The 26040-nt window shown below is 65.0% G+C and carries 23 protein-coding genes; 11 read left to right on the top strand and 12 right to left on the bottom strand.

Annotation, left to right across the window (positions count from 1 at the left end; all coding sequences use genetic code 11):
* Window positions 1–9 precede the first annotated feature (9 nt).
* From RS901_RS16225 to RS901_RS16210, 4 genes are all read left to right on the top strand, one after another.
* Window positions 10–777 (top strand): glucose 1-dehydrogenase, encoded by a 768-nt coding sequence (locus RS901_RS16225; RefSeq protein ID WP_316149808.1) that lies wholly within the window; start codon window positions 10–12, stop codon window positions 775–777.
* A 5-nt stretch (window positions 778–782) separates the two neighbouring features.
* Complete coding sequence (locus RS901_RS16220; RefSeq protein WP_316149806.1) at window positions 783–1604, top strand: enoyl-CoA hydratase-related protein; 822 nt, start codon at window positions 783–785, stop codon at window positions 1602–1604.
* The gene (locus tag RS901_RS16215; RefSeq protein WP_316149805.1) at window positions 1601–2371 is read left to right on the top strand and encodes an enoyl-CoA hydratase/isomerase family protein; all 771 of its coding nucleotides are present in this window, start codon (window positions 1601–1603) and stop codon (window positions 2369–2371) included. Before RS901_RS16220 ends, RS901_RS16215 begins: the two co-directional genes overlap by 4 nt.
* Window positions 2372–2486: 115 nt before the next feature.
* Window positions 2487–4277 (top strand): acyl-CoA dehydrogenase, encoded by a 1791-nt coding sequence (locus RS901_RS16210; RefSeq protein ID WP_316149804.1) that lies wholly within the window; start codon window positions 2487–2489, stop codon window positions 4275–4277.
* 66 nt (window positions 4278–4343) lie between these two features.
* On the opposite strand, the gene RS901_RS16205 is transcribed toward RS901_RS16210, so the two are convergent.
* On the bottom strand, window positions 4344–4835 hold the full coding sequence (locus RS901_RS16205; RefSeq protein WP_316149803.1) for a hypothetical protein: 492 nt from the start codon (window positions 4833–4835) through the stop codon (window positions 4344–4346).
* A 78-nt stretch (window positions 4836–4913) separates the two neighbouring features.
* Between RS901_RS16205 and RS901_RS16200 the strand changes: the two genes are divergently transcribed.
* The 5 genes from RS901_RS16200 (at window position 4914) to RS901_RS16180 (ending at window position 9672) form a co-directional block, all read left to right on the top strand.
* The gene (locus RS901_RS16200; RefSeq protein ID WP_316149802.1) at window positions 4914–6113 is read left to right on the top strand and encodes an ABC transporter substrate-binding protein; all 1200 of its coding nucleotides are present in this window, start codon (window positions 4914–4916) and stop codon (window positions 6111–6113) included.
* A 100-nt stretch (window positions 6114–6213) separates the two neighbouring features.
* Window positions 6214–6984: an ABC transporter ATP-binding protein gene (locus tag RS901_RS16195; protein WP_316149801.1), complete on the top strand. Its 771-nt coding sequence runs from the start codon at window positions 6214–6216 to the stop codon at window positions 6982–6984.
* 20 nt (window positions 6985–7004) lie between these two features.
* Entirely contained in the window at window positions 7005–7730 is a 726-nt protein-coding gene (locus tag RS901_RS16190; protein WP_316149800.1) for an ABC transporter ATP-binding protein, read from the top strand.
* A gap of 14 nt (window positions 7731–7744) precedes the next feature.
* Window positions 7745–8629, top strand: coding sequence for a branched-chain amino acid ABC transporter permease (locus tag RS901_RS16185; RefSeq protein WP_316153543.1), 885 nt, complete (start codon window positions 7745–7747; stop codon window positions 8627–8629).
* A 68-nt stretch (window positions 8630–8697) separates the two neighbouring features.
* Complete coding sequence (locus tag RS901_RS16180) at window positions 8698–9672, top strand: branched-chain amino acid ABC transporter permease (protein WP_316153541.1); 975 nt, start codon at window positions 8698–8700, stop codon at window positions 9670–9672.
* Between the two features lie 179 nt (window positions 9673–9851).
* On the opposite strand, the gene RS901_RS16175 is transcribed toward RS901_RS16180, so the two are convergent.
* Genes RS901_RS16175 through RS901_RS16130 form a run of 10 tightly spaced genes read right to left on the bottom strand, consistent with a single transcriptional unit; the run spans window position 9852 to window position 19879 of the window.
* Window positions 9852–10883 carry an NADPH:quinone oxidoreductase family protein gene (locus tag RS901_RS16175; RefSeq protein WP_316149799.1) on the bottom strand — a complete coding sequence of 344 codons (1032 nt, stop codon included), beginning with the start codon at window positions 10881–10883 and terminating at the stop codon, window positions 9852–9854.
* Window positions 10852–11964, bottom strand: a complete 1113-nt coding sequence (locus tag RS901_RS16170; protein WP_410054123.1) for a CaiB/BaiF CoA transferase family protein — start codon at window positions 11962–11964, stop codon at window positions 10852–10854. Before RS901_RS16170 ends, RS901_RS16175 begins: the two co-directional genes overlap by 32 nt.
* Window positions 11961–12617 (bottom strand): 3-hydroxyacyl-CoA dehydrogenase family protein, encoded by a 657-nt coding sequence (locus RS901_RS16165; protein WP_316149797.1) that lies wholly within the window; start codon window positions 12615–12617, stop codon window positions 11961–11963. Before RS901_RS16165 ends, RS901_RS16170 begins: the two co-directional genes overlap by 4 nt.
* Window position 12618: 1 nt before the next feature.
* On the bottom strand, window positions 12619–13494 hold the full coding sequence (locus RS901_RS16160) for a 3-hydroxyacyl-CoA dehydrogenase family protein (RefSeq protein WP_316149796.1): 876 nt from the start codon (window positions 13492–13494) through the stop codon (window positions 12619–12621).
* 9 nt (window positions 13495–13503) lie between these two features.
* The gene (locus RS901_RS16155) at window positions 13504–14670 is read right to left on the bottom strand and encodes an acyl-CoA dehydrogenase family protein (protein WP_316149795.1); all 1167 of its coding nucleotides are present in this window, start codon (window positions 14668–14670) and stop codon (window positions 13504–13506) included.
* 14 nt (window positions 14671–14684) lie between these two features.
* On the bottom strand, window positions 14685–15437 hold the full coding sequence (locus tag RS901_RS16150) for an SDR family oxidoreductase (RefSeq protein WP_316149794.1): 753 nt from the start codon (window positions 15435–15437) through the stop codon (window positions 14685–14687).
* On the bottom strand, window positions 15430–16200 hold the full coding sequence (locus tag RS901_RS16145; RefSeq protein ID WP_316149793.1) for an enoyl-CoA hydratase/isomerase family protein: 771 nt from the start codon (window positions 16198–16200) through the stop codon (window positions 15430–15432). Before RS901_RS16145 ends, RS901_RS16150 begins: the two co-directional genes overlap by 8 nt.
* A gap of 2 nt (window positions 16201–16202) precedes the next feature.
* Window positions 16203–17885: a class I adenylate-forming enzyme family protein gene (locus RS901_RS16140; protein WP_316149792.1), complete on the bottom strand. Its 1683-nt coding sequence runs from the start codon at window positions 17883–17885 to the stop codon at window positions 16203–16205.
* Between the two features lie 17 nt (window positions 17886–17902).
* On the bottom strand, window positions 17903–18682 hold the full coding sequence (locus tag RS901_RS16135; protein WP_316149790.1) for an enoyl-CoA hydratase-related protein: 780 nt from the start codon (window positions 18680–18682) through the stop codon (window positions 17903–17905).
* A 12-nt stretch (window positions 18683–18694) separates the two neighbouring features.
* Complete coding sequence (locus RS901_RS16130; protein ID WP_316149789.1) at window positions 18695–19879, bottom strand: CoA transferase; 1185 nt, start codon at window positions 19877–19879, stop codon at window positions 18695–18697.
* 314 nt (window positions 19880–20193) lie between these two features.
* Between RS901_RS16130 and RS901_RS16125 the strand changes: the two genes are divergently transcribed.
* Window positions 20194–21870, top strand: a complete 1677-nt coding sequence (locus tag RS901_RS16125) for a sigma-54 interaction domain-containing protein (RefSeq protein ID WP_316149788.1) — start codon at window positions 20194–20196, stop codon at window positions 21868–21870.
* A 12-nt stretch (window positions 21871–21882) separates the two neighbouring features.
* On the opposite strand, the gene RS901_RS16120 is transcribed toward RS901_RS16125, so the two are convergent.
* A complete protein-coding gene (locus tag RS901_RS16120; protein ID WP_022534295.1) occupies window positions 21883–22353 on the bottom strand; it encodes an Lrp/AsnC family transcriptional regulator in 471 nt (156 codons plus the stop codon).
* A 140-nt stretch (window positions 22354–22493) separates the two neighbouring features.
* Between RS901_RS16120 and RS901_RS16115 the strand changes: the two genes are divergently transcribed.
* Window positions 22494–26009: an indolepyruvate ferredoxin oxidoreductase family protein gene (locus RS901_RS16115; RefSeq protein ID WP_316149787.1), complete on the top strand. Its 3516-nt coding sequence runs from the start codon at window positions 22494–22496 to the stop codon at window positions 26007–26009.
* The last annotated feature ends 31 nt before the right edge of the window (window positions 26010–26040 follow it).

Below are 26040 nucleotides of genomic sequence, written 5' to 3'. Positions count from 1 at the left end.
GGTAACAGTATGCGAGGTTTGAACGAAAAGGTCGTCGTGATCACCGGCGCGGCCGGTGGCATCGGCAAGGCATTGTGCAAGCGCTTCTGCGACGAAGGCGCGCATGTGGTCGCGGTCGATGTCAATGCGGGCGCGCTGGAGAATCTGAGCGCCGAGCTGAAGGAACACAGCAAGCAGCTCACGCAGCTGCAGCTCGACATTACCGATCACGCGGCCGTGACCGAGGCGATCGGCAAGGTCGCTGAGAAGCACGGCGGCATCGATGCGCTGGTCAACAACGCTGGCTGGGACGTCGCCATGCAGTTCCTGGAGACCACCCCGGAATTCTGGCAGAAGGTGATCGGCATCAACCTGCTGGGGCCGCTGAACCTGCACCACGCCGTGCTGCCGTGGATGGTCAAGCGCAAGCAGGGGAAGATCGTCAATATCTCCTCGGACGCGGGCCGCGTCGGCTCGTCGGGCGAGTCGGTGTATTCGGCGTGCAAGGGCGGCGTCATTGCTTTCAGCAAGACCATTGCCCGCGAATGCGCGCGCAACAACATCAACGTCAACGTGGTGTGCCCCGGCCCGACCGACACGGCGCTGCTGCAGTCCTTCCTGGGCGAGGGCGAGTTTGGCCAGAAGATCTATGAGGGCTTGAAGCGCGCGATCCCGCTCAAGCGCCTGGGCCAGCCCGACGACATTCCCGGCATCGTGGCATTCCTCGCCAGTGACGACGCCAACTTCATTACCGGCCAGGTTGTCAGCGTCTCTGGCGGCCTGACCATGCACGGTTGACAACCATGAACGAATATACCGACATCCTCTATGAAGTGCGCGAAGGTGTGGCGCGCATCACCATCAACCGTCCGCAGAAGTACAACGCCTTCCGTGGCCGCACCTGTGACGAGCTGATCCACGCGCTGAATGCGGCGTCGTGGGACAAGTCGGTCGGCGTGGTCGTGCTGACCGGTACCGGCGAGAAGGCATTCTGCACTGGCGGCGACCAGTCCGCGCACGACGGTGGCTACGACGGCCGCGGCGTGATCGGCCTGCCGGTCGAGGAGCTGCAGGGCATCATCCGGGAATGTCCCAAGCCCGTGATCGCGCGCGTCAATGGCTATGCCATCGGCGGCGGCAACGTGCTGGTGACCTGCTGCGACCTGGCCATCGCGTCGGACACCGCGCAGTTCGGCCAGGTCGGCCCCAAGGTTGGCTCGGTCGATCCCGGCTTCGGTACGGCCTTGCTGGCTCGCGTCGTCGGCGAGAAGCGCGCCCGCGAGATCTGGTTCCTGTGCCGGCGCTACACCGCCGACGAGGCGCTGGCCATGGGCCTGATCAATGCCGTGGTACCTGCCGACCAGCTCGATGCCGAGGTGGACAAGTGGTGCCAGGAAATCCTCGCCATGAGCCCGACCGCACTGGCGATCGCCAAGCGCTCCTTCAATGCCGATACGGACTCGATCCGCGGTATCGGCGGGCTGGGCATGCAGGCACTGGCGCTGTACTACGGCACCGCCGAGTCGCAGGAGGGCGTGCATGCCTTTCTGGAGAAGCGCAGGCCGCGTTTCCGTGACGTCTACCAGGGGAAGGTTGCTGGCGACAGTGGGGAGAACAAGTCATGACGATCGGCCTGCACTATGCCGGCGACGTGGCGGTGCTGACACTCGACCGGCCGGCGGCGCTCAATGCGCTGAACTCCAGCATGATCCAGACACTGTCGAAGTGCATTGATGCCATCGCCGATTCCGACGTCCAGGCAGTGCTGGTTGTCGGCGGCGGCGACCGGGCGTTCTGTGCCGGTGCCGACATCGGTGAGCTGTGCGGCAGGACCGCGTCGCAGCATCTTGATGGTGCCGCGCTGGGACAGGGCACGTTCTCCAAACTGGCAGCATTGCCGGTGCCGACCGTTGCGGTGATCCGCGGCGCGGCACTGGGCGGCGGCCTGGAGCTGGCCATGTCCTGCAGCCATCGGGTGGCGATTGCCGGCGCCAGGCTGGGTTTGCCGGAGATCAAGCTCGGCCTGATACCCGGCTATGGCGGGACCCAGCGCCTGCCGCGCCTGGTCGGAACCGACAAGGCGATGGAGCTGATCCTTTCCGGTCGCCTTGTCTCTGCTGACGAGGCGCTGGAGATCGGCCTGGTCGACAAGCTGTTCGAGGATGGCGATGCCGTGAGCATTGGCCTGGCATTCCTCGCTTCGCTCTCCGATGGGCGGCCGGCCGCCATCCACCTCGCCCGCGAGGCGGTCCGGCGCGCGGCAACGCTGGATCTTGAAGCCGGCCTGCGAGCGGAAGCCGAACTCTTTGTCCAGGCCACGCAGACAGGCGACGCCGGCGAAGGCATCAACGCCTTCCTGGAAAAGCGGGCTCCGCGCTTCACGGGCCGCTGAAATCTCTCTTGAGCCGGGGCGATATCGCCCCGCGCCTTTCTTCACCCAAATCCAGGACTTCTCTGCCGACGGCACTGCGTCGGTCACGTGCGTCCCAGGATAATCCGAGACCCCAATGACATACGTAGCGCCGCTCAAGGACCTCCTCTTCAACATCGAGCACCTGGCTGGCCTGGACGAGCTTGCCCGGCTGGATGGCTTCGAGGACGCCGGCATCGAGACGGCAGCCGCTGTGCTGGACGAGTGCGCCCGTTTCAACGAGGAGGTGATCGCGCCGCTGAACGCCAGCGGCGACCGCGAGCCGGCGACCCTGGTTGATGGGGTAGTGAAGACGAGCCCCGGTATGCGACAGGCCTTCCGCCAGTACGCGGAAGCCGGATGGCTGGGCGTCCAGCATCCTGCTGAATACGGCGGCCAGGGCTTGCCCAAGGTGATCGGCGCAGCGTGCTCGGAAATGGTCAACTCCGCCAACCTGAGCTTCGCCCTGTGCGCCTTGCTCAGCGACGGCGCCATCGCCGCGCTGGCCGCAGTCGGCTCGGAGGCGATGGGTCGGACCTACCTGCACAAGCTGGTTTCGGGCCAGTGGACCGGGACCATGAACCTGACCGAACCGCAGGCGGGCAGTGACCTGTCGCTGGTGCGCACGCGTGCCGAGCGGCAGCAGGATGGGACCTACAAGCTGTTCGGCACCAAGATCTTCATCACCTACGGTGACCACGACCTGACCGAGAACATTGTGCACCTGATGCTCGCGCGCGTCGCGGGCGCGCCCGAGGGCATCAAGGGCATCAGCATGTTCATGGTGCCGAAGGTCCTGGTCCAGGCGGACGGGAGCCTGGGCGAACGCAACGACGTGCACGCCGCCAGCCTCGAACACAAGCTGGGCATCAAGGCGAGTCCGACGGCGGTGATGCAGTACGGGGACCATGGCGGCGCAACCGGGTACCTGATTGGCGAGGAGAACCGCGGCCTGGAGTACATGTTCCAGATGATGAACTCCGCACGCTTTGCCGTCGGCGTGCAGGGCGTCGCCATTGCCGAACGCGCGTACCAGCAGGCCGTGGCGTATGCGAGCGAGCGCGTGCAGGGCCGTCCGGTGGATGGATCGGCCGCGGGCAGTGTCCCCATCATCCGGCACCCGGACGTCCGCCGGATGCTGATGGAAATGCGGGCGCGCATCGAGGGCTGCCGAGCGATGCTGCTGGTCGCGGCTGCCGCCGACGACCAGGCCTGCCGCCACCCTGACGCCGGGGTCAGGCAGGCCCAGCACGCGTTCTATGAGTTCCTGCTGCCGCTGATCAAGGGCTACTGTACGGAAATGGGCGTGCAGGTCACGTCGCTGAATATCCAGGTCCATGGCGGCATGGGCTTCATCGAAGAAACCGGCGCCGCGCAGTATTACCGCGACGCGCGGATCCTGCCGATCTATGAAGGCACCACTGCCATCCAGGCCAACGACCTGGTGGGCCGCAAGACGATTCGCGATGGCGGTGCGACGGCGCGGGCGATCGCCGCGCAGATCGAGCAGACCGAGGCGCAACTCGCGCAACGGGATGGCGCGGCCGCCGCCTCGGTCAGGGCAGGGCTGGCGCATGCGCGGGAGGCCTTCCTCGATGTCGTCGAATATGTCGTGCGCGAGGGCGCACAAGCTCCCAATGCGGTCTATGCCGGAGGCGTGCCCTACCTGACGCTGGCGGGCGAACTGGTGGCAGGATGGCTTTTGGCACGTGCGTTGCTTGTTGCCGACGATTGCCTGGCGCGTGGCGAAGACAAGGCATTCATGGAGGCGAAGGTGGCCACAGCGCGTTTCTTCGCCGAGCACGTACTGGCACAGGCCGGTGCACACCGGCATCGCATTCTGCATGGGGCGGACAGCGTGCTGGCCATCCCGCCCGAGCTGTTCTGACAACCCACAGGCGAGGCGCTGCAATACAAGGAGTGGACGGTGGCAGGCGCACGGCAATCGATACAGTCAACGCAGTCCGAGATGGGTGTTGCCGAGATGCTCCACCACATCCGGGCCGCGGTGCGTGCCATCCAGTCTGAAGCGAGGCAGCAAAGGCCGGACGACGGCAATGCGGTAACGCGGCGGCTTAGCCGCCTGCTGGCGCTGGCTATCCAGCAGGAGTCCCCCCTCGACATTGCAGTCATCCTCGGCAGTGCCGCGGAGCTTCGGTATTTTCCCGATGATGTGGCCTTCGAGCGTTGCACGCGCACGGTCCAGCGCCGTGGTGGCAAGGCAATGCGCGCCGTGGTCTGGGCGGTACGCCATCGGTGTGCCCGCGCTGGCGGCGCCGGACACCGGCGCTTTGTCGTTGAGTCCTGAGCCGCTGTCACGGCCTCCGAGAACACCAGGACTGTAGTTTCCGAGGACATGTGCGTGGTCACGAATGTCCTTGCCAAGCCAGCGAAGACACATGAAACGCCAATTTCTGCCGGTTTTCAGGCGTTCCAGGGCTGGCATCGTTGTTGCAGAGAAAGAAGAAGGCTGCCCTGTCCCCAGCGGCAGCCCACGACGATAACGTACGACTGGAGACATTCAATGAAGACTAAGGTGCTGCGCACATGCGCGCTTGCTTGCCTGGCGACGCTCTGCCATCCGGCGCTGGCGGAGGAGCCTTTCCGGATTGGTGCCCTCGTAGATATGACGGGCGTGTACTCAGGCATTGGCGGGCCGGGCGGGGTCGCCGCGGTCAAGATGGCGGTCCAGGATTTCGGCGGCAAGGTTCTCGGCAGGCCCATCGAGGTCCTGAGCGCGGACTACCAGAACAAGGTCGATGTGTCCGCGACCCGGGCACGAGAGTGGTATGACCGCAATAACGTCGAGATGATCATCGAGTCCACCGACTCGGCGTCGGCGCTGGCACTGCAGAAGCTCGGCGCGAGCAAGAAGAAGATCACCATCTTCGCGGGTTCCGCCACGACCGAACTGACGGGCAAGCAGTGCTCGCCTTACGGTGTGCACTACGTCTACAACACCTATGCGCTGGCCAATGGCACGGCGCGGGCGATCGTCGAGGAAGGCAAGAAGGACTGGTTCTTCGTGACTGCTGACTACGCCTTCGGTCATTCGCTGGAAGCCAACGCCGTCGCGGTGGTCGAGCAATCCGGCGGCAAGGTGAGCGGGAAGGTCCGGCACCCGCTCTCGGCATCGGACTTTGCTTCGTTCCTGCTGCAGGCGCAGTCGTCCAAGGCCCAGGTCATCGCGCTGGCCAATGCCGGGCGCGATACCCAGAACGCGGTGCGCCAGGCGGCGGAGTTTGGCTTGGGGACAGGAAAGCAGGTCGTCGCACCCCTGCTGATTTTCGATAGCGACCTGAAGGGCATGGGCCTGAAGGCGTCGCAGGGACTGCAGTTCACCACGGCCTTCTACTGGGACTACAACGACGAGACCCGGGCCTTCGGCAAGAAGTACTTCGCCCAGACCAAGATGATGCCGACCATGGTCCAGGCCGGCATGTACTCCGCCGTCATCCACTACCTCCAGGCCGTGCAGGCCGTCGGTAGCGCGGATGCCGACAAGGTCATGGCGAAGATGCGCGAGACGCCGGTCAACGACTTCTTTGCCAAGGGCGGCCGTATCCAGGCCAACGGGCAGATGGTCCACGACATGTACCTCGCCGAAGCCAAGGGACCGGCGGAGTCGAAGGGCGAGTGGGACCTGATGAAGATCCGGAAAGTGATTCCGAAGGACAAGGCGTTCGAACCGCTGGCACAGAGCGCCTGCCCGCTGAAGGGCTGACGCGCCGCGTCGCCTCCTGACCCCGCTTGAAGGGAATCCCGGTGGCCAAGGCCACCGGAGGCCCTTGCTTTGTCCTTCACCCGAGCGCTTCCACTTCCCCATGTCAGATCTCATCCTGCAGACAACGCAGCTGTCGAAGGCCTTCAGGGGCTTTACGGCGGTCAGCGACGTCAACCTGCAAGTCCGCCGCGGATCGATCCATGCGTTGATCGGCCCCAACGGCGCCGGCAAGACGACCTGCTTCAACCTGCTCACCAAGTTCCTGGAGCCGACCACCGGCACCATCCTTTTCAACGGCATCGACATCACTGGCGAGAAGCCCGCGCAGATTGCGCGCCGCGGCGTGATCCGTTCCTTCCAGATTTCGGCGGTGTTCCCGCACCTGACGGTGATGGAGAACGTGCGCATCGGCCTGCAGCGGCAGCTCGGCACGGCGTACCAGTTCTGGCGCAGCGAGCGCTCGCTCGACGTGCTCAATGACCGCGCCATGGAGTTGCTCGAACAGGTGGGGCTGACCGAGTTCGCGCAGACGCTGACGGTCAACCTGCCGTACGGCCGCAAGCGCGCGCTGGAGATTGCCACCACGCTGGCGATGGAGCCCGAGCTGATGCTGCTCGACGAACCCACGCAGGGCATGGGCCACGAAGACGTGGACCGCGTCACGCAGCTGATCAAGAAGGTTTCGGCGGGCCGCACCATCCTGATGGTGGAGCACAACATGAGCGTGGTCTCGTCGATCGCCGACAAGATCACCGTGCTGCAGCGTGGCGCGATCCTGGCCGAAGGGCCGTATGCGGAAGTGTCCAGGGACCCGCGCGTGATGGAGGCCTACATGGGCACCGCCGACGCGGAACTGCAGGGCGCGCACTGAGACGGCCGGGGGAACGACACATGACGACATCCAACACACCCGCGCTCGAGATCAAGGACCTGCACGCCTGGTACGGCGAATCGCACATCCTGCACGGCGTGGACCTGACCGTGAACCGCGGCGAAGTGGTCACGCTGCTGGGCCGCAACGGCGCTGGCCGCACCACCACGCTGCGCGCGATCATGGGACTGACCGGCGCGCGCAAGGGCTCGATCAAGGTCAATGGCCACGAGACCATCAGCCTGCCCACGCACAAGATCGCGCACTACGGCATTGGCTATTGCCCCGAAGAGCGGGCGATCTTCTCCAGCCTCTCATGCGAAGAAAACCTGATGCTGCCGCCGGTGCTGAAGGGCGCCGACACCAGCAAGGGCATGAGCGAGACCGATATCTACGAGTTGTTCCCGAACCTGAAGGAGCGCCGCCAGAGCCAGGGCACGCGTCTTTCCGGCGGCGAGCAGCAGATGCTGGCGGTCGGGCGCATCCTGCGCACCGGCGCTAACCTGCTGCTGCTCGATGAAATCTCGGAAGGGTTGGCACCGGTGATCGTGCAGGCGCTTGCGCGCATGATCCTGATGCTCAAGCAGAAGGGGTACACGGTGGTGATGGTGGAGCAGAACTTCCGCTTTGCCGCGCCGCTGGCGGACCGCTTCTACGTGATGGAGCACGGCAGCATCGTCGAGCGCTTCGCGGCCAGTGAGCTGCAGGTCAAGATGCCCGTGCTGCACGAACTACTTGGAGTGTGAGGCTGACGATGCCTATTGAAATCCTCGGAATACCGCTGCCGGCGTTGCTCTCGCAGATCCTGCTCGGCCTGGTCAACGGCGCGTTCTACGCCATGCTCAGCCTCGGCCTGGCTGTGATCTTCGGGCTGCTGAACGTCATCAACTTCGCCCATGGCGCCTTGTTCATGCTGGGCGCGGTGCTGGCATGGATGGGCACGACCTACCTGGGACTGTCCTACTGGGCGATGCTGCTGCTGGCCCCGCTTGCAGTCGGCATCCTGGGCGTGGTGCTGGAGCGTCTGCTGCTGCGGCGCATCTACAAACTGGACCATATCTATGGCTTGCTGCTGACGCTCGGCGTGACCCTGGTGGTGGAGGGTGTATTGCGTTCGGCCTACGGGGTCTCCGGCCTGCCGTATTCGACCCCGGAAGCGCTCTCCGGCGGGACAAACCTAGGCTTTATGATCCTGCCCAACTACCGCGCCTGGGTCGTCGGTGCATCCCTGTCGGTGTGCCTGGGTTCCTGGTTCCTGATCGAGAAGACCAGGCTCGGGTCCGTGCTGCGCGCGGGAACCGAGAACCCGAAGATCGTCGAGGCGTTCGGCGTCAACGTGCCGCTGCTGATTACGGCGATCTATGGCTTCGGGGTGGCGCTGGCCGGCCTCGCCGGCGTGCTCGCCGCACCGGTCACGCAGGTATCCCCGCTGATGGGGCAGAACCTGATCATCCTGGTGTTTGCCGTGGTGGTGATCGGTGGCATGGGTTCGATTCTTGGCGCCGTGCTGACCGGGCTCGGCCTGGGTGTCGTCGAGGGCCTGACCAGGGTGTTCTACCCGGAAGCCTCCTCGACCGTGGTGTTTCTCGTGATGGTCATCGTCTTGCTATTTCAACCGGCAGGACTGTTTGGGAAGGAAAAATGATGAGCGGATACTTCTCCACCTCCCGTCTCGCAGTGCCGACCGGGGCCGCACCGGGCGCCGCGACGCGCATGTCCAGGTACCTCGGCGTCATGCTGCTGGCAATGCTGGTGCTGGCGCCCCAGGCGGGCGTCTATCCGGTGTTCGTGATGAAGATCCTTTGCTTCGCACTGTTCGCCGCGGCCTTCAACCTGCTGCTCGGATTCACTGGCCTGCTGTCCTTCGGGCATGCCGCATTCTTTGGTGGTGCCGGCTATGCAACCGGCTATGCGATGAAGACATGGGGCGTCTCCGCGGAAGTCGGCCTGCTGACCGGCGTCGCGACCGCGACTGTGGTTGGCTTGCTGATGGGCTCGCTCGCCATTCGCCGGCAGGGCATCTACTTTTCGATGATTACGCTCGCGCTGGCCCAGATGTTCTTCTTCGTGTGCCTGCAGACGCCGGCTACCGGCGGCGAGGACGGGATGCAGGGCATTCCGCGTGGCAGCCTGTTCGGCGCACTGCCACTGGCCTCCGACATGACGTTCTATTACGTTGTCGTCGCGGTCTTCGTGGCTGCCTTTGCGCTGATCGTGCGCATCGTTCATTCACCGTTCGGAAAATTGCTCAAGGCGATCAAGGACAACGAGGCGCGTGCGGTGTCGTTGGGCTTCGACGCCAACCGTTTCAAGCTGCTGGCCTTTGTTCTGTCGGCGGCGGTGGCTGGCCTGGCGGGGTCGATGAAGGCGTTGGTGCTTGGCTTTGAGACGCTGACGGATGTCCACTGGACTATGTCGGGGACGGTGATTTTGATGACGCTGTTGGGGGGCTTGGGTACGCTGACTGGGCCTGTGATTGGCGCGCTGGTCATTGTGGTGCTGGAGAACAAGCTTGGAGATATCGGCACCGGGCTGGCCAGCATGACGGGGGTGGAGTGGTTTGCAGCGCTGGGTGAGTCGGTCACGCTGGTGACCGGTGTGATCTTTATCCTGTGCGTGCTCACGTTCCGCCGCGGGATCATGGGGGAGGTGCAGGCGTGGATGCGTCGCGGGTCGGGACAGGGCTAGGCGCTTGCGCCATTGGCTGCGGTATTGCGGCGGCAACTGAGAGTGTTTCCCCCCTCTCCCATTTATGGGAGAGGGGGGGCAAACCGCCGGCGACGTAGACAGTTTGTCAGCCGTCGGCCGCCAACAGCAATCGAGGCCGCCATGCAATGCATGGCGGCCTCGGATCTTGAAGCTGGAGATCAGTAGAGCGTAAGAACGTACTTCCCGGCGACCTGCCCCGATGCCAGTTTGGTCAGCGCTTCACCAGCACGGCCCAGCGGCAGCACGCCGGCAATCGGCGGCCGGATCGCCCCTTGCTCATACAGGCTGAAGAGCTTTTCCTGCACCGCCTGGACCTTCCCGGGCTGCCGCTCCCGATAGTCGCTCCACTGCAGCCCGCCAACGCTGATGTTCTTGACCAGCAGATAGTTGGCCTTGATCTCCGGGATGCGGCCGGCGGCAAAGCCAATGACCACCGCCCGACCGCACCACGCCATCGAGCGCAAGGCCGCATCGAACACGTCGCCGCCAAGCGTGTCGAGCAGAACATCCGCTCCGTGCCCCTGCGTTGCGGCGCGAACTTGGTCGCGCAGGGCATCCCGCAGGTTCGGCACCGCCAGGTCAATAACAGCGTCCGCGCCCATCTCCATCACGGCCTTCGCATGCCCGGCGCCGCTGACGCCGGCGAGCGCGGTACCGCCAAGTCCCTTCACGATCTGGAGCGCCGCGGAGCCGACGCCACCGGCGGCGCCGGTCACCAGTACCGTTTCACCTTCCTGGTATCCCCCTCGTTCGACGAGGGCGAAGTATGCGGTCTGGTAAACCAGTCCCATCGCCGCGGCGTCTTCGAACGACATGCTGTCCGGGATTCGGAAACAGGCGTTCTCGCTGGCACTGACGAGTTCGGCAAAGGCACCGTATTCGAGCTGCGCGACCACGCGGTCGCCGGGACGCAGCTTCCTGACATCGCTGCCGACCGCACGCACGACCCCTGCGGCATCCTTGCCCGGTGCAAACGGGCGCTCGGGCAGGATCTGGTATTTCCCGCGCACCACCAGCAGGTCGGGATAGTTGACCGCGGCGGCGCGGACTTCAATCAGGACACCATCGGCAGGGAGCACCGGATCCGGCAGCTCGCCAATGGACAGGTGCTCGGGCTCATTGAACTCCTGGATAACGATAGCTTTCATGTCGACGATCTTATGGTTCGAGAAGATGGTTGTCGGCGCCAAGGGCGGGCGAGGTCTGCCCGGGGCTCGCGCTGCGGAATGCCGCATCCACCGGAACGGGCAACGCGGGCAATGTGGTGCCGGCCGCGGTCTTCACGGTCCGGTCAAACAGATGCCGTGCAGCGAAATGCGGGTCCGCGGTCGCTTCCTCCAGGCTGACCACGCGGCTGGTGCAAACGTCTTGTCCCGCGAAGCGGTCCATCCAGTAGTCAGCCGTGTGCTCTGCCACCGCGGCGGCGACGGCCTCGGTCGCCTCTGCCGGCGAGAGCCGGTCGAGTGCCGCTGCGTCCAGTCCGATCAGCGTGGTGAAGTTGCCCCAGAACTTTTCTTCGATCGGTGCTGCGGCAAGGAAAGCGCCATCAGCGGTCCGGTAGACCTGATACCGCGGCGAACCCCCGGTTACCAGGTCCGAGGCAGGGCGGGGCCACTGGCCCCGCGTACCGGCACCGAGCCCCCAGTACTGGAACGCAAACAGGTTGTCGGCCATGGCGATGTCCAGATGGATGCCTTTGCCGCTCTGCTCGCGCTGGCGCAGGGCCAGCAGGATATTGATCATGGCCGGATACGCGCCGCCGGCAATGTCGGCGATCAGCGCCGGCGGCAGCCCCGGCTTGCCGTCAGCGCCGGCGGTCAGCGACAGCATGCCCGCAGCGGCGACGTAATTCAGGTCATGCGCAGCCTCGTTCGCCCTCGGACCGTGCTGGCCAAAACCGGTGATCGAGCAGTAGACCAGTCGAGGATTGATCTTCGTGACATCCGCGTAGCCTAGCCCCAGCCGGTCCATCACACCCGGCCGGAATTGCTCGAGCAGGACGTCGGCCTCCTGGATCAGCGGCACAAGGCTGTCGATCGCGGCCGGCGATTTCAGGTCGATGGCGACGGACTTTTTGCCGCGATTGAGGAGCACGAAGTTGGTACTGTCCGCATCGGCCTTGGGCTCGTACGACCGCATTTCGTCGCCGCGGCCGGGCCGCTCGAACTTGATGACCTCGGCCCCGGCCTCGGCCAGCAGCAAGGAACACAGCGGCCCGGGTAGCAGGGTGCTGAAGTCCAGCACCTTCACCCCAGTCAATGGTTGTGTCATGGCGTGCCTGCCTTGGCGCGTTCGGCAGCGACGCGGGCGCGGCGTGCAGGCGCATAAGGTTCCTGACCCAGCGCCTCGTACAGCGCCTGGGTGACAGCGTAGTGCTGTGCCAGCCCGGTGCGCTCCAGCAGCGAGATCGGCCCTTCCGGATAGCCGAGGCCCAGGCACAGGGTCTTGTCCAGGTCCACGGCGGTGGCCAGTTTTTCGTCCAGGCGCCGCAGTGCCGCGTTGAAGTAGGGCCGGATCAGCCGGTCGACGATGCGTCCCGGAAAGTCATTGCAGACCGCGACCACCAGGCCGCTGGCCTGGAATGCCGCCTTGGCAGCCTCGATCGCCGCGGCATCCGTGCCCGGTTGCCGCACCAGTTCGACCAGCGGGCTGGGGTCGGTATTGCCCAGCCGGAAGCGGGCGAAACCAACGACGTTTGACCCTTCCAGGCCGCGGCTCTCGCCGGTATGGAACCCGAGGCACTCGGTATCGAGCTCAATGGCCACAAAGATCCGGGCCTCATGGCCGGTGCCGCCGGCATAGGCTGCGCCGGCGTTGGCACCGAGGTAGACCAGGCCCTCGCCATCCGCAGTGGATTGTTCCAGGAAGGCATGCGGGGCAGGGAAGGAGCGGCTCTCGCCGGCACGAACAATCTCGTATCGCATATCAGGCTCCGAACATCTTGGTATCGCCGTAGACGTGAAAACCTCTGCCGGTCTTCTTGCCAAGGCGGTTGGCGGCGATCATGCGCCGTACCAGCGGCGGGCAGGCAGCGCGCGGCTCATGGGTCAGGCCATGCATGGCCTCGCACAGCAGCTTCTGGGTATCCATGCCGACCAGGTCGAGCAGCTCGAGCGGGCCCATCGGATAGCCGAGCGCGGTCTTGATCGCCAGGTCAATATCGGCGGGCTCGGCCACGCCTTGCTCGACCAGCCTGATGGCGTCGTTGTTGAACGGGATCAGGAAGTAGTTGAGGATGAAGCCCGGTGTGTCCTGCGTGGTCACAGGCTTCTGTCCCATGGCTTCGGCAAAGGCCCAGGCACGCTGGAAGGTCTCATCGGATGTGGCCAGCCCGGGGGACATCTCGATCAGCTTCATCAGCTGCGCCGGCAGGCAGAAGTGCATGCCGACGAAGCGGTCCGGCCGGCCTGAGCCGCCGGCGATCTCGGTGATGGAGATCGTGGAGGTGTTCGACGCAAAGATGGTGCGCTCCGGGCAGACCGGGTCGAGCGCCTGGAACAACTGGTGCTTGACCGCAAGATCCTCGAAGACGGCCTCGATGATGATGTCGCACTCTGCCAGTCTCGCCAGTTCGGTGGTGCCTTGCCACCGGTCCAGCGCGGCGGCGGCGGCGCCCGGCGGCAGCTTGCCGCGCTCCTCCGATTTCTTCAGGAAAGCCTCGGTCTGGCCTTTGGCACGGTCAAGCGCCTCTTGCCTGGCATCGAACACGATGGTCCGGAATCCCGCGCGGGCCGCCACAATGGCGATCCCGGCCCCCATGGTGCCGGCGCCGGCCACGCCGACGGTTTGGATAGTTGTCACCGTTGTCTCCTACTTCTTCAAGAAACTGCGTCCGATCAGCTGGCGATGCACCTGGTTCGTGCCCTCCCAGATCTGCGTGATCTTGGCGTCGCGCATCAGCCGTTCGACGCGATAGTCGTTGCAATATCCGTAGCCACCCAGCAGTTGCACCGCGTCCGTCGTGATCCGCATGGCGGCATCCGATGCGCGCTGCTTCAGCATCGAGGCCTCCACGCCGAAGTCCTGCTCGCCCGCGTCGACCATCTCGCCGACGCGCCATAGCCACGATTCACACAGCGCCAGTTCCGAGGCGAGGTCGGCCAGCATGAACTGGATGCCCTGGAATTCCAGGATCCGCTTGCCCGATTGCCGGCGCTCGTTGATATAGGCAACCGCATCCTCGAAGGCCGCGCGGGCGATGCCCAGCGCATGCGCCGCGACGCTGGGCCGGGATCGGTTCAGCGAGCCGAACAGGATGCGCAGGCCATCCCCGGGATTGCCGATCAGGTTGGCGCGCGGCACGCGGCAGCCATCGAACGCCAGGCTGGCGGTGCTGGAGGCGCGCGTGCCCATCTTGTGCTCCGTGCCCAGCACGCGCAGCCCCTCGGTGCCTTTCTCCAGGATCAGCACCGAAATGGCTGCCTTCGGATCGCTGATCTCCGACCACTTGCCGAACAGGAGGTACTGGTCGGCGACGTCGCCGTTGGTGATAAAGGTCTTGCCACCGTCGATGACGATGTCGTCGCCGTCAGGGGTAAAGCTGGTGCGCATGCCGGTCGCGTCGGAGCCGGCCGACGGCTCGGTGATCGCCAGCGCAGCGAGACCGCCCTCGGCAATCCGCGGCAGCAGGCGGGCTTTCTGTTCTTCGCTGCCGTATTCGATCAGCGGCTTGATGGCATGGAAATTCGTCGCCCAGACGATGCCGGTCGAGGCGCAAGCCTTGGAAATCTCCCGCACGCAAGCGAGGTAGCAGAGATAGGAGAGTTGCGCGCCGCCATAGGCGTCGGGAATGAACATCGCGTTCAGTCCCAGCGCATTGATCGCCTGCACGTTCTCCCATGGGAAGGTGCCGGTGCGGTCGTACTCCGCAGCACGCGGTGCGATCTGCGTTGCACAGAGATCCTTGGCGCTGTCGAGGATCATCCGCTCTTCTTCGGAGAGGGGCAGCCGGGCGTCCAGTCGTTCCAGAATGTTCATGTTTGCATCCTTGATCAAAGGGCCATGCCCTGGCCACCGTCGACATAGAGCGTTTCGCCGGTCAGGAAGCGTCCGGGCAGCCGGTACAGCATGGCGACGAGCCGGCCGATATCTGCGGCTTGCCCCGGACCGCCGGCGGGAATGCGTTTCTTCAGGAACGCTTGCAGCGCCTCCCCGTTCAGCTCCTCCCGGTTCAGGTCCGTCTCGATATACCCGGGCGCGATATTGAGAACGCGGATGCCGTTGCGGGCCCACTCCACTGCAAGGCAGCGCGAGATCGCCCCCACCGCGGCCTTGGACGCGCAGTAGGCGGCGTTGCCCCTGACGCCCAGCTTGTCGTAGAACGATCCGATATTGACGATGAGCGACGAGCCGCTCTCGCATAGGTAGGGATAGGCGGCCTGGCTGGCGAGCAGCACCGAGGTGGCATTGGTCGTCATCACCCGCTCGAAGTCTGCAACCGGGAAGGTTGCGGACGCGCCTTGCAGATGGATGCCCGCGTTGTTGACCAGGCCCACCACTGGCTTGTCAAACATCCCCGGCACCGCGGCGAACGCAGCCTGGACCGAGTCCGGGTCAGTGATATCGCAGCGCATGGCGCGCAGCCGGCCTTGCGCCTTCTCGTCCAGTCCTTGCAGATCGGGAAGCTCGCCGGAGCGGGACAGGCATGCCACCTGCAAGCCGGCGCTGGCAAGCTCGATGGAGATGGATGCACCGATACCGCGGCTGCCGCCCGTCACGATGACCGTACCGTTGATCTCAGGCATCTTTGAACTCCGGAGTGCGTTTTTGCAGGAAGGCGCGCATGCCCTCCGCCGCATCGGCGGTCTGGTAGGCAAGCGTGGACAGGTCGGCTTCGATGTCCAGGCCCTCGTCCAGCGTGGTCGCCATGCCACGCGCCACGGCCTCGCGGGCAAACAGCGACGCACACCGGCTGTAGCCGATGAAGTCCTCCATAAAGGCCTTGCCGAGTTCCTCCGGCGGGCCGTCCGGCACAACACGGTTGACCAGGCCCCAGCGCTCGGCCTCGATCGCATCGACCGTCCTACCCGACATCACCAGCTCGGTGGCGCGCGCTTCGCCCACCAGGCGCGGCAGCCGCTGGGTGCCGCCGTAGCCGGGAATCAGGCCAAGCTTGATCTCCGGCAGGCCCATGCGCGCCTTGATGGTGGCGATGCGGAAGGTGCAGGCCATGGCGAGTTCGAGCCCGCCACCGAAGGCGTAGCCATGCAGCACCGCCACGGACGGAATCCGCAGCGCGGCCAGCTTGGCGAAGGTGCGCTGGCCCAGCTGGGCGCCGAGGCGCTGTGCCATCAGGTCCCTGTCCATCAGCTCCTTGATGTCGGCGCCGGCGCAGAAGGCCTTGGGGCCGGCGCCGGTGACGATGAGCGCGCGCGCGTCGGATGCGGCCACCTGGTCGAGGGTGTAGGACAGGGCCTCGATCATCGTGAACTGCAATGCATTCAGTGCATCGGGCCGGTTCAGCGTCAGGACCGCGTAGGGGCCGGAATACTTGATGTCAATCGCCATGGTTATGCTCCCGCGACGGCCCGCGCCCGATAGCGGACGGCAGTCGGCTTCAGTTGTCCGCGCAGGGTCAACTCGACCAGTTCGCGTTTGAGGATCTTTCCGCTGGCAGTCAGCGGGAAGCTGTCGAGTCCGAGGAAGTACTCCGGCATGTCGTATTTGGACAAGCCGCAGCCAGCCAGGTGTTCCAGCATGTCGTTCGCGGGCAGCTCCTGCCCGGCGCGCACGATGACCGCCAGGCAGACCTTTTCGCCCAGGCGCTCGTCCTGCACCGGGTAGGCCGCGGCGCGCTCCACCTTGGGATGGCGCATGGCGAGTTCCTCGATCCGTGCCGGGTGGATGTTGTGGCCGCCGCGGATGATCAGGTCCTTCTTGCGTCCGACGATCACCACGCAGCCGTTCTCGTCGACGATGCCGAGATCGCCGCTCATGAACCAGCCATGGATGTTGAAAGAGGTCTCGGTAGCCACCTGGTTGCTGAAGTACCCGAGCATCAGCAGGCCGCCGCGCCCGCCGATCTCACCGACTTCGCCGACCTCCGCTTCTTCATCGATGTTGTCCTGCTTCCAGAGCTTCACCTCGTAGCCCCGGCATGCGCGTCCGCAGGTGGACACGATGGTGTCCTGCGTGTCGGTCGGAACGGTGTAGTTGTGCGACCCGTTCTCGGTCATGCCATACACGTTCTGCGGCGTCACGCCCAGGCTGACGAACTTCTGCGCAACTTCGCGAGGGATGGCCGCGCCGGCCATGTAGAAGGTGCGGACCTCGCCCAGCGACGTCATGCTGCGGTCGCGTACCGCCTGCAGGATGTCCATCGCATGGGTGGGCACGCCCATCACGTAGGTCGCCCCCGTTTCCAGGATCCAGTCGAGCGCGTGCTTGCCGGCGCGCAGGTTGGTCATCACCATCTCCAGCCCGGCCACCAGCATCTGCTCCATCGCGACCGTCGCAATGTGGTGGCTCATCGGGCTGAGCGTCAGCAGCGTGGTATCGGCCGTGTGGCCCCAGTCCTCTACCAGCGCACGGCCATTCGCCAGCAGCGTGTTGTCGCTGTGCATGACGCCCTTCGGCAGGCCAGTGGTGCCAGATGTGAAGGCCAGATAGACGATCTTGTCCGGGTTCAGGTCCGGCGTGGAGAGGGCAGAAGGGGGCTGCCTGTCCGGGAACGGAAGGGCGCCCTCCGGCAACGCGGCATTGCCGGCAGCCGGATTGGGCAGCGCAAATACGCACCCCAGCGTCGGGATATCCGCCACCCTGGCGAAGATGGAGTTGCGGTCGGAGTCGGCGCCATAGCCCGGCATCGCAAACAGCGCGCGGCACTGGATCCGGTTCAGCAGCGTACAGATCTCGTCGACGGTGTAGTTCTGGTGCAGCGACGGGCAACAGACGTAGCCATTGCGCGAGCACGCCAGAAAGATGATGGTCGCCTGCACGACGTTGGGCAGCCAGATGCCGACGCGGTCGCCGGGCTTCATACCCTGGCGATGGAGCGCTTCGGCGACGCTGTCGACCCAGTCGACCACTTCGCGCCAGGTCAGCCTGACATCGGCATCGCGCAGTGCGCAGGAGGTGGGACGCTCGCGCGCATGGCGCCGGGCCAGCGTGTACAGCGTCTCCTGCTGCCAGATGCCAGACAGGTAGTAGTCCCTTGCATTCTGCGGGTTGTGAAGGGTCAGGATGTTCTGCATGATGGTCACCCCGTACTTCAATGTCCGAACTTCGACGGATCGGGCTTGCGACGCTCGGCGAAGGCGGCTGCCAGCTCGTCGTGCTCGTCCGATTCGAGGTAGCCGCGCAGCAGCAGGTCGTGCGCCATCCGCGACAGGCCGCTCACGCCGCCGTGGCGCGCGTTGAAGGCGCTCTTCAGCGAGGCGAGGGCGAACGCGCCGCGCTCGGCGACCTCAAGGGCATACTCGCGCGTGGCGGCACGAAGCTGGTCATCCGGTACGACCCGGTTAATCAGGCCGATCTCAAGCGCCTCTTTTGCGCTGATCTTGGGATTGCGGTACCAGATATCCTTGGCGCGCTTCTTTCCGACCAGGTCCTCCAGGTACCAGGTGCCATAGCCTGCGTCGAAGCTGCCGACCATCGGGCCCACCTGGCGGAAGATGGCGGACTCCTTCGCGATGGTCAGATCGCAGACGACCTGCAGCACATTGCCCCCGCCGACGGCGAAGCCATTGACCGATGCAATCACGGGCTTTTGCAATCGGTCGATGCTCTCGTACATCTCCAGCGTTGGCAGCACCCCGGCATAGAGCGTGGTGTCCTGCATGCCGTCCTTGCGGCCGCCGGTGCAGAAGAACTTGTCGCCGGCGCCGGTGATCACGATCACGCGCGTACGGGTTTCACGGCGGATCGCGTTGATGCAGTCGCGGATCTCGTGGCACATGGTTTCCGTGAACATGTTGCCGTCTTCCGGCCGGTTCAGCGTGATCGTGCCGATGGGGCCGTCTTCTTCGTAGAGGATTTCCGAGTAGCTCATTTTGTCTCCTGGTTAGACGATTTCTGAGTCGATGAGGCCTGCGATACACGTCGCGGACATGGCAAGACGTTCCGCGAGAATGCGTTCGGTGTCCTGCCCGAGGGTTGGAGGAGGGGTGCGATAGACAGCGCTGGCGCCGTCGAAGCTGATGCCGAGGCCAACCTGCGGGACGCGGCCCGCGGCACCCTGGCCGGCAAAGAACATGCCCGCGGCGCGCAACGGCGCGTCCTCAACCAGCTGGTCGATGCTGTGGATCGGGCCGGCCGGGATTCGGAGCCGTGCGAACAGTGCCAGCCAGTGTTCGCGCGATCGGGTGGCCAGGATCTCGGCAATAGCTGCCACGATCGAGTCTCGTGCCTGGCGACGCTGGGAGTTGGTTTCAAAGCCGGCCTGCTTGCCATAAGTGGGGTGTTCGACCGCGTCCCAGAAGCGCTGCCAGATGGCGTCGTTGCCCAGGCCGAGCGTGATGGGGAAGTCGGCCGTCTCGAACACCTGGTAGATGGCAATGACCGAGTCGGTGCCGCCCGAGCGCATCGGCGGCTCACCGGACCCGAGGAACGGGACGATGCGCGGTGCCATGAAGCGCGTGGCCGTGGCAACCATCGAGACATCGACCTGCTTGCCGGCACCGGTGCGTTGCCGCTCGAACAGCGCGGCGAGCGTGGCCATGGCAATATCCTGGCCCGCCAGCAGATCGGCCGCGGGGGTGCCGACCTTCTGTGCGGGCCGGCCTGCCTCACCGGTGAGATGCATCACGCCGGAGTAGCCTTCGGCGATCAGGTCATAGCAGGGCAGGTCGGCACGCTCGCCCTGCAGGCCGAAGCCGGTCACGGACACATGGATCAGCGCCGGGTGAATCGCCTTGAGCGTGGCGTAGTCCAGCCCGAGCTTTTCCTGCACCCGCTGCGTCGTATTCAGGACGACGACATCGGCCTGGCGCACCAGTTGATGGGCGATGCCGCGACCCTCGGCTCGGGTCAGGTCGACCGTCATGCTCTGCTTGTTGCGGTTCATGCTCAGGAACCACAGCGACTCGCCATCCAGGAACGGCGGCCCCCAGCTGCGCGTATCGTCGCCGCCCGCGCGCTTTTCGATCTTGATGACTTCCGCGCCAAGGTCGGCGAGCAGCAAGGTGCCGTAGGGGCCAGCGACTGAGGTGGTGAAGTCCAGCACGCGTACGCCTTCGAGGCAGCGCATGCCAGGGCCCGGGGGCATCAGCGGGAGTGTATTCAGGGCGTCCATTTCGGGTCGGTTGAACAAGGTCGCACCGATAACCGCAAAGGGCGTGCCAGTGTTTTGGCATGCACTTTGCAGTGATCCCTTGCGAGTTCCCGAGACCCAATTCCTGCTTGGCCTGGAAGCCGCCAGGGGCCAGCATCATTGCGGCAGACAGCTGCGGCAGGACTTAGAATTGGACTGTATTCGTGCTGTACTCGAGCGTAGTCGGAAAGGCACTTGTGTCGTCGGCGAAGACACTTGGCTTCCGGCAAGGCTCACCTTGTGGTGGAGACATGAAACGAGAATCGGAAGGCATCCTCGTACTGGACAACGAGGGCAAGACGACATTTGCAAGCGGACTGGGCCGCGACACGCTGGTCTCCGGTTCGCTGAGCCGCATGTGGCAGAATCGTGCCCGCGTTCCCGTCAAGCGGCTTTCCGCCATGACGGAACTGGAACGCCCGCTGACGGTAGCGGCCATTCCTACCCGCGATGCCGTCTGCTTCCTGATCTTTGCCGTGCAGGAAGCCGACGAACTGACGGAATTCCTGGCCAGCGTGGATTCGGCCGAGGACATCCTCAGGCACTTTGTGACCGACCCCTACAAGGCCATGGTGGTGGTCGATACCGCGGGCAAGATTACCTACATGAGCCCCGTCCATGAGCGGTTCTTCCGACTCAAGCATGGCGAGGCAATCGGCCGTCCGGTGACCGAGGTCATCGAGAACACCAAGCTCCAGGAGGTAGTGAAGACTGGCAAGGCGCAGGTCGCACAGCTGCAGGAGATGAATGGCGTCACGCGCGTCGTATCCCGCCTGCCGATCTTCGACAGCAACAAACGGGTGGTGGCCGCCATCGGGCAGGTGATGTTCAAAGGGCCGGAGGCGATGCGGGAGCTGACCGGCGAGCTGGCGCGCGTCAAGCAGGAGCTGGACTTCTACAAGCGCGAGCTCTCCGGCATCCGCAATCGCAGCTACGGCCTGGACCAGATTGTGGGCAGCAGCGATGCGGTCCGCAGGCTCAAGGAGGACATCCTGCGGGTCGCGCCGCTTGACGTGCCGGTACTGCTAGCCGGCGAGAGCGGCACAGGCAAGGAGATGGTCGCCCATGCCATCCATATGCTGAGCCCCCGCAGTGACAAACCGCTCATCCTCGTCAATGCGGCGGCAATGCCCCCGAATCTGGTGGAAAGCGAGTTGTTCGGCTATGAGCCCGGCGCGTTTACGGGTGCGGACCGAAAGGGGCGGAAGGGCAAGTTCGAGGCGGCGGATACCGGCACCATGTTCCTGGATGAGATCGGCGACATGCCGATCGACATGCAGGTGAAGCTGCTGCGCGTGCTGCAGGACGGCCAGTTCGAGCGCATCGGCGGCGAACGGGCCCGGCACTCGGACTTCCGCCTCATCTCAGCCAGCAATCGTGACTTCAAGTCCATGATCGCCAGCTCCACTTTTCGGCTGGACCTGTTCTACCGGATCAGTGCTGTCACCTTGCGCCTGCCCGCGCTGCGCGATCGCCTCGAGGACATTCCGGAACTTGCCGACACCTTCCTTGAGGCATTTGCGTCGCGGCACGGTGCCCCCAAGAAGGCCATTTCCGAGTCGGCCATCCGCTACCTGCAGTCTTGCGCCTGGCCTGGCAATATCCGGCAGTTGCAGCACGCGATCGAGCGTGCGGCGATCTTCTGCGATGGTCCTGCGTTGTCCATCGCTGACTTCGGCAGCCTCGAAGGTGCCGACCAGCCGCCGGGCAGGCGCCCGGCAGGCACCGACAGCCTGGCCGGACAGGGAAAGGCGGACATCCGGGAGGCCAAGGAGCGGGTGGAATGCGAGCTGATCCTCGAGGCCATGCGGCGCACGGGTGGCAACAAGAAGCGCGTGGCGGAAGAGCTCGGCATCTCCCGCTCTTACCTCTATAAGCGGCTGAGCATGATGGAGGAGGCTCGCGACGACGAGCCGGCCTCCCGCTGACCGCTCACCCGGCTATAGCATCGGAGACGTACGGTTCAGCACAGCCTTGAGGGCGAAGCTGGACCGTATGTGCTCGACGCCCTTGATGCGCGTCAGCGTCCGGGTCAGGAAGTTCTGATACGAGCCCATATCCGGTACCACCACACGCAAAATGAAGTCCGCATCGCCGGTCATGGTGAAGCAGCTCATGACCTCCGGTGCGACAACTATCTCCTTCTCGAAGCGGGCGATCGCGGCCTCCGACTGGTTCTCCAGCGTGACGGATACGAACACATTGAGTTCGCCGATCAGCTTGCCTTCGTCCAGCCGCGCCACATAGCCGCGGATATACCCCTGTTCCTCCAGCCTGTGGACGCGCTTGAGCGTAGGGGTCAGCGACAGCCCGATCCGTTCTGACAGTTCCCGCCAGCTCAGCCGCCCGTCGCGCGCCAGTTCCCGCAGGATCTGCAGGTCGGGTTTGTCGAGATTGTGGACATAGTTCATTTGCTCTGTGCGCTCATCTTGCAATAGTTCAAACGTACTACAAAACAACTCAAATGTAATTCACTTTGGTGCAGATCGCTCCGGACCGAAACCTAAACTAACTCATCCATTTTCAAGATGAAATCCCCCCGGAGACACGCGTGGTTAATCAAGCGACGTTGCCCAGCGCATCGGGTTCGGCAGCAGCCGAGCAACGAACATTCCTGACTGGCATACAGGCACTTGTTCGCCTGCCGATGATACAGCGCGAGCTCGACCGTGCGCGCGGCCTCAGCACCGCCGGCCTGGTATCGGGCTACCGCGGGTCGCCGCTCGGCGCGTACGACCAGCAACTGTGGAAGGCATCGAAGCAACTCGCTGCCCATGATGTGGTGTTCCAGCCGGGCCTCAATGAGGACCTTGCCGCCACCGCGCTGTGGGGGGCGCAGATGCACCGGGCCTTCGGCGAAACCAAGGCCGACGGCGTCTTTGGCATCTGGTACGGGAAGGGACCCGGCGTAGACCGCACGGGCGACGTCTTCCGCTGCGCCAACATGCTTGGCACCTCGAAACTGGGCGGCGTGCTCGCCGTTTCCGGCGATGACCACGCCGCGCAGTCGTCCACGTTTCCGCACCAGACCGACGGCATCTTTCATTCGGCATCGATTCCCGTGCTGCAGCCGGGCAATGTGCGGGAGGTCATCGAACTCGGGCTCGCCGGCATCGCGATGTCGCGCTTCTCCGGGCTGTGGGTATCGCTGAAGACGATCGCGGAGGTGGTTGAAACCGCTGCCACCGTCGACCTGGGTGCCTGGCCGGCCTTCGTCGAACCTGCCGATTTCACCGTGCCCGCGCACGGACTTAACTGGGATCCGAGCGTGGCATGGCCGGGCCAGCGTGCGGAACTTGAGCGCCGCCTCATTGAAGAACGCCTTCCCGCCGCGCGCGCATGGGCAAGGGCGAACCGGCTCGACGGGGTCGTGGTCAAAGCGCCCGCCAGGCGGCTTGGGATCATCACCGTCGGCAAGGCACACCAGGACCTGATGCAGGCGTGCCGCGACCTTGGCCTGGCCGATGCCGACCTGCGCGCCATGGGCGTCTCCGTCTACAAGGTGGCGATGAGCTGGCCGCTGGAAACCGAGGGCGCGTGCGCCTTCGCGGCGGGGCACCGGGAAGTGCTCGTGGTGGAAGAGAAGCGCGCCAACGTCGAGGCCCAGCTCAAGCAGGCGCTGTTCCACCGGCCCGCGTCGGAACGCCCCGTCGTAACGGGCAAGACCGACGAAGATGGTGCGGCGCTGCTTCCGGAGATATCGGAGCTGAGTGCCCACCTGGTTGCCGGCGTGCTGGTGCGGCGGGTGCTGGCCAACGGCATCGACGCGCCCTGGATGCAGGATCGCCTTGCCGTCCTTGACGCCGCTGCGAAGAAGCCTTCCGCCGCCGTCATCCCCATCCGCCGGCCATACTTCTGCTCGGGTTGCCCGCACAACACCTCGACGCGCACGCCGGACGGCTCGATCAGCAGCGGCGGGATCGGCTGCCACGTGATGGCGATCTCCCAGCCGGAACTGAAGACGAAGGTGATGAGCCACATGGGGGGCGAGGGCGCGCAGTGGGTTGGCGCGGCACCGTTCTCCAAAACGGCGCACGTGTTCCAGAACCTCGGCGACGGCACCTACCAGCATTCAGGCCTGCTTGCCATCCGTGCCGCCATCGCCGCGAAGACCAACATCACCTACAAGATCCTGTACAACGACGCGGTCGCGATGACCGGCGGGCAGCCCGCGGAAGGCGTGAACGATCCCGCCCGCATCACGCGGCAACTGCACGCGGAGGGTGTGGGACGGATTGCGTTGGTCACCGACGATCCCGCGCGCTGGCAGGGCAACAAGGCGCTGGCACCAGGGGTAGAGGTCTTCCATCGCGACCAGCTCGATGCAGTGCAGCGCCAGCTCAGGGAGATCGCCGGCGTCACGGCGATCGTCTACGAGCAGACCTGCGCGGCCGAGAAGCGTCGGCGCCGCAAGCGCAAGGAGATGCCGGACCCGGACCGGCGCCTGTTTATCAATCACCAGGTCTGCGAGGGTTGCGGCGATTGCTCGGTGCAGTCGAACTGCATCTCCATCGAGCCGCTGGAGACCCCGTTCGGGCGCAAGCGTACCATCAACCAGAGCGCCTGCAACAAGGACTTCTCCTGCGTCAAAGGCTTCTGCCCCAGCTTCGTCGAGGTGGAAGGTGTCGCGCTGCGCAAGCCGGACAGGCGGCGGCTCGCCGCCACGGAGGCGGAGCTGGTTGCGCAACTGCCTGCACCGGCGATCCCCGCGCCGGACGAGCCGTTCAATATCTACATCACCGGCATCGGCGGCTCCGGCGTCCTGACGATGGGCGCCTTGCTCGGCGCGGCGGCCAGCTTCGACGACCTGGCGGCTACGGTGCTCGACTTCACCGGCATGGCGCAGAAGAACGGCGCCGTGGTCAGCCAGGTGCGTATCGCCATGGCCGATTTCCAGATCCCGGCGTCGCGCATCGGCGAAGGCAAGGCCGACCTGTTGCTGGGCGCCGACCTGGTGGTGTCCGCGGCGGTCGACTCGCTGACCCGGCTGGCGCCGGGCCGCACCGCCGCCGTCCTCAACCTGGCGGAAACGCCCACGCCGGTTGTGATCCGCAACCGGGACGCCGCATTGCCGGTCAGGCTGATGCATGACCGGGTCCGCAGCCGGTGCCACAGCGAATCGTTCCATGCCATGGATGCCGGCGCGCTGGCGCAGCGCATCTTCGGCGATACGTTGCCGACGCATACCGTGATGCTCGGTTATGCGTGGCAGCAGGGGCTGGTGCCGTTGAGCCGCGGAGCGATCGAACAGGCGATCGAGCGCAATGGCGCGGCTGTCGAGATGAACAAGTCGGCCTTCAACTGGGGACGTATTGCCGCGGCCAGGCCGAATGCACTGGATGCCATCGGGCAGCAGCCGCTTGCATCGAACGCGGAAGCGGACTCGCTGGACGCGCTGATCGATCTGCATCGACGTCAGCTCATCGCATTCCAGGGCAACGACTATGCCAAGAAGTATCTCGACCTGATTGCCCTGGTGAAGACCGCCGAGACCCAGGCGAAGCCGGGCAGCGAAGCATTGACCACGGCCGTGGCCCGCAGCGCCTACAAGCTGATGGCCTACAAGGACGAGTACGAGGTGGCCCGCCTGTACACCGCGCCGGCTTTCCGGGAATCGTTGCAGAACCAGTTCTCGCAGGCGGACAAGGTATCGATCTGGCTGGCACCGCCGCTGCTGTCCCGTACCGATCCGAAGACCGGGCGGCCGCAGAAGCGCAAGTTCGGGCCGTGGATCTTTCCTGTGCTCAAGGCGATTTCCGGTCTTCGAGGGCTGCGGGGAACGCCGCTGGATGTCTTCGGCTACACCGCCGAGCGACGCGCGGAGCGACGCCTCATCGCAGAGTACTTCCACGATGTCCGTAAGGTCTGCGCGCGGCTCACGCCGCAGACGCTCCAGCAGGCGGTCGAATTTGCGGCAATGCCGATGGAGATTCGCGGCTTCGGCCCGGTGAAGGCGCAGGCCATGGAGGCCCATGCCGCGCGGCGTGCCGCGGCGCTGGCGGGGCTGATGGACGGTGCCGGCAGTGAAAGCGGCAGGCAACAACTCAGCAGCATCAATGCTGCTTGACCAAGGCGGCCAAGGAAACAAGGAAAACCAC

It is taken from the genome of Cupriavidus sp. BIC8F, assembly GCF_032465815.1.
GTDB lineage: Bacteria > Pseudomonadota > Gammaproteobacteria > Burkholderiales > Burkholderiaceae > Cupriavidus > Cupriavidus necator.
This window is presented reverse-complemented; position numbering and strand designations above follow the sequence as displayed.

Excerpts from the sequence above, each read along its gene's own strand:
- RS901_RS16225 (WP_316149808.1), top strand. The coding sequence starts at position 10 with ATGCGAGGTTTGAACGAAAAGGTCGTCGTGATCACCGGCGCGGCCGGT.
- RS901_RS16220 (WP_316149806.1), top strand. The coding sequence starts at position 783 with ATGAACGAATATACCGACATCCTCTATGAAGTGCGCGAAGGTGTGGCG.
- RS901_RS16215 (WP_316149805.1), top strand. The coding sequence starts at position 1,601 with ATGACGATCGGCCTGCACTATGCCGGCGACGTGGCGGTGCTGACACTC.
- RS901_RS16210 (WP_316149804.1), top strand. The coding sequence starts at position 2,487 with ATGACATACGTAGCGCCGCTCAAGGACCTCCTCTTCAACATCGAGCAC.
- RS901_RS16205 (WP_316149803.1), bottom strand. The coding sequence starts at position 4,835 with ATGCCAGCCCTGGAACGCCTGAAAACCGGCAGAAATTGGCGTTTCATG.
- RS901_RS16200 (WP_316149802.1), top strand. The coding sequence starts at position 4,914 with ATGAAGACTAAGGTGCTGCGCACATGCGCGCTTGCTTGCCTGGCGACG.
- RS901_RS16195 (WP_316149801.1), top strand. The coding sequence starts at position 6,214 with ATGTCAGATCTCATCCTGCAGACAACGCAGCTGTCGAAGGCCTTCAGG.
- RS901_RS16190 (WP_316149800.1), top strand. The coding sequence starts at position 7,005 with ATGACGACATCCAACACACCCGCGCTCGAGATCAAGGACCTGCACGCC.
- RS901_RS16180 (WP_316153541.1), top strand. The coding sequence starts at position 8,698 with ATGTCCAGGTACCTCGGCGTCATGCTGCTGGCAATGCTGGTGCTGGCG.
- RS901_RS16170 (WP_410054123.1), bottom strand. The coding sequence starts at position 11,964 with ATGACACAACCATTGACTGGGGTGAAGGTGCTGGACTTCAGCACCCTG.
- RS901_RS16165 (WP_316149797.1), bottom strand. The coding sequence starts at position 12,617 with ATGCGATACGAGATTGTTCGTGCCGGCGAGAGCCGCTCCTTCCCTGCC.
- RS901_RS16155 (WP_316149795.1), bottom strand. The coding sequence starts at position 14,670 with ATGAACATTCTGGAACGACTGGACGCCCGGCTGCCCCTCTCCGAAGAA.
- RS901_RS16150 (WP_316149794.1), bottom strand. The coding sequence starts at position 15,437 with ATGCCTGAGATCAACGGTACGGTCATCGTGACGGGCGGCAGCCGCGGT.
- RS901_RS16145 (WP_316149793.1), bottom strand. The coding sequence starts at position 16,200 with ATGGCGATTGACATCAAGTATTCCGGCCCCTACGCGGTCCTGACGCTG.
- RS901_RS16140 (WP_316149792.1), bottom strand. The coding sequence starts at position 17,885 with ATGCAGAACATCCTGACCCTTCACAACCCGCAGAATGCAAGGGACTAC.
- RS901_RS16135 (WP_316149790.1), bottom strand. The coding sequence starts at position 18,682 with ATGAGCTACTCGGAAATCCTCTACGAAGAAGACGGCCCCATCGGCACG.
- RS901_RS16130 (WP_316149789.1), bottom strand. The coding sequence starts at position 19,879 with ATGCGCTGCCTCGAAGGCGTACGCGTGCTGGACTTCACCACCTCAGTC.
- RS901_RS16125 (WP_316149788.1), top strand. The coding sequence starts at position 20,194 with ATGAAACGAGAATCGGAAGGCATCCTCGTACTGGACAACGAGGGCAAG.
- RS901_RS16120 (WP_022534295.1), bottom strand. The coding sequence starts at position 22,353 with ATGAACTATGTCCACAATCTCGACAAACCCGACCTGCAGATCCTGCGG.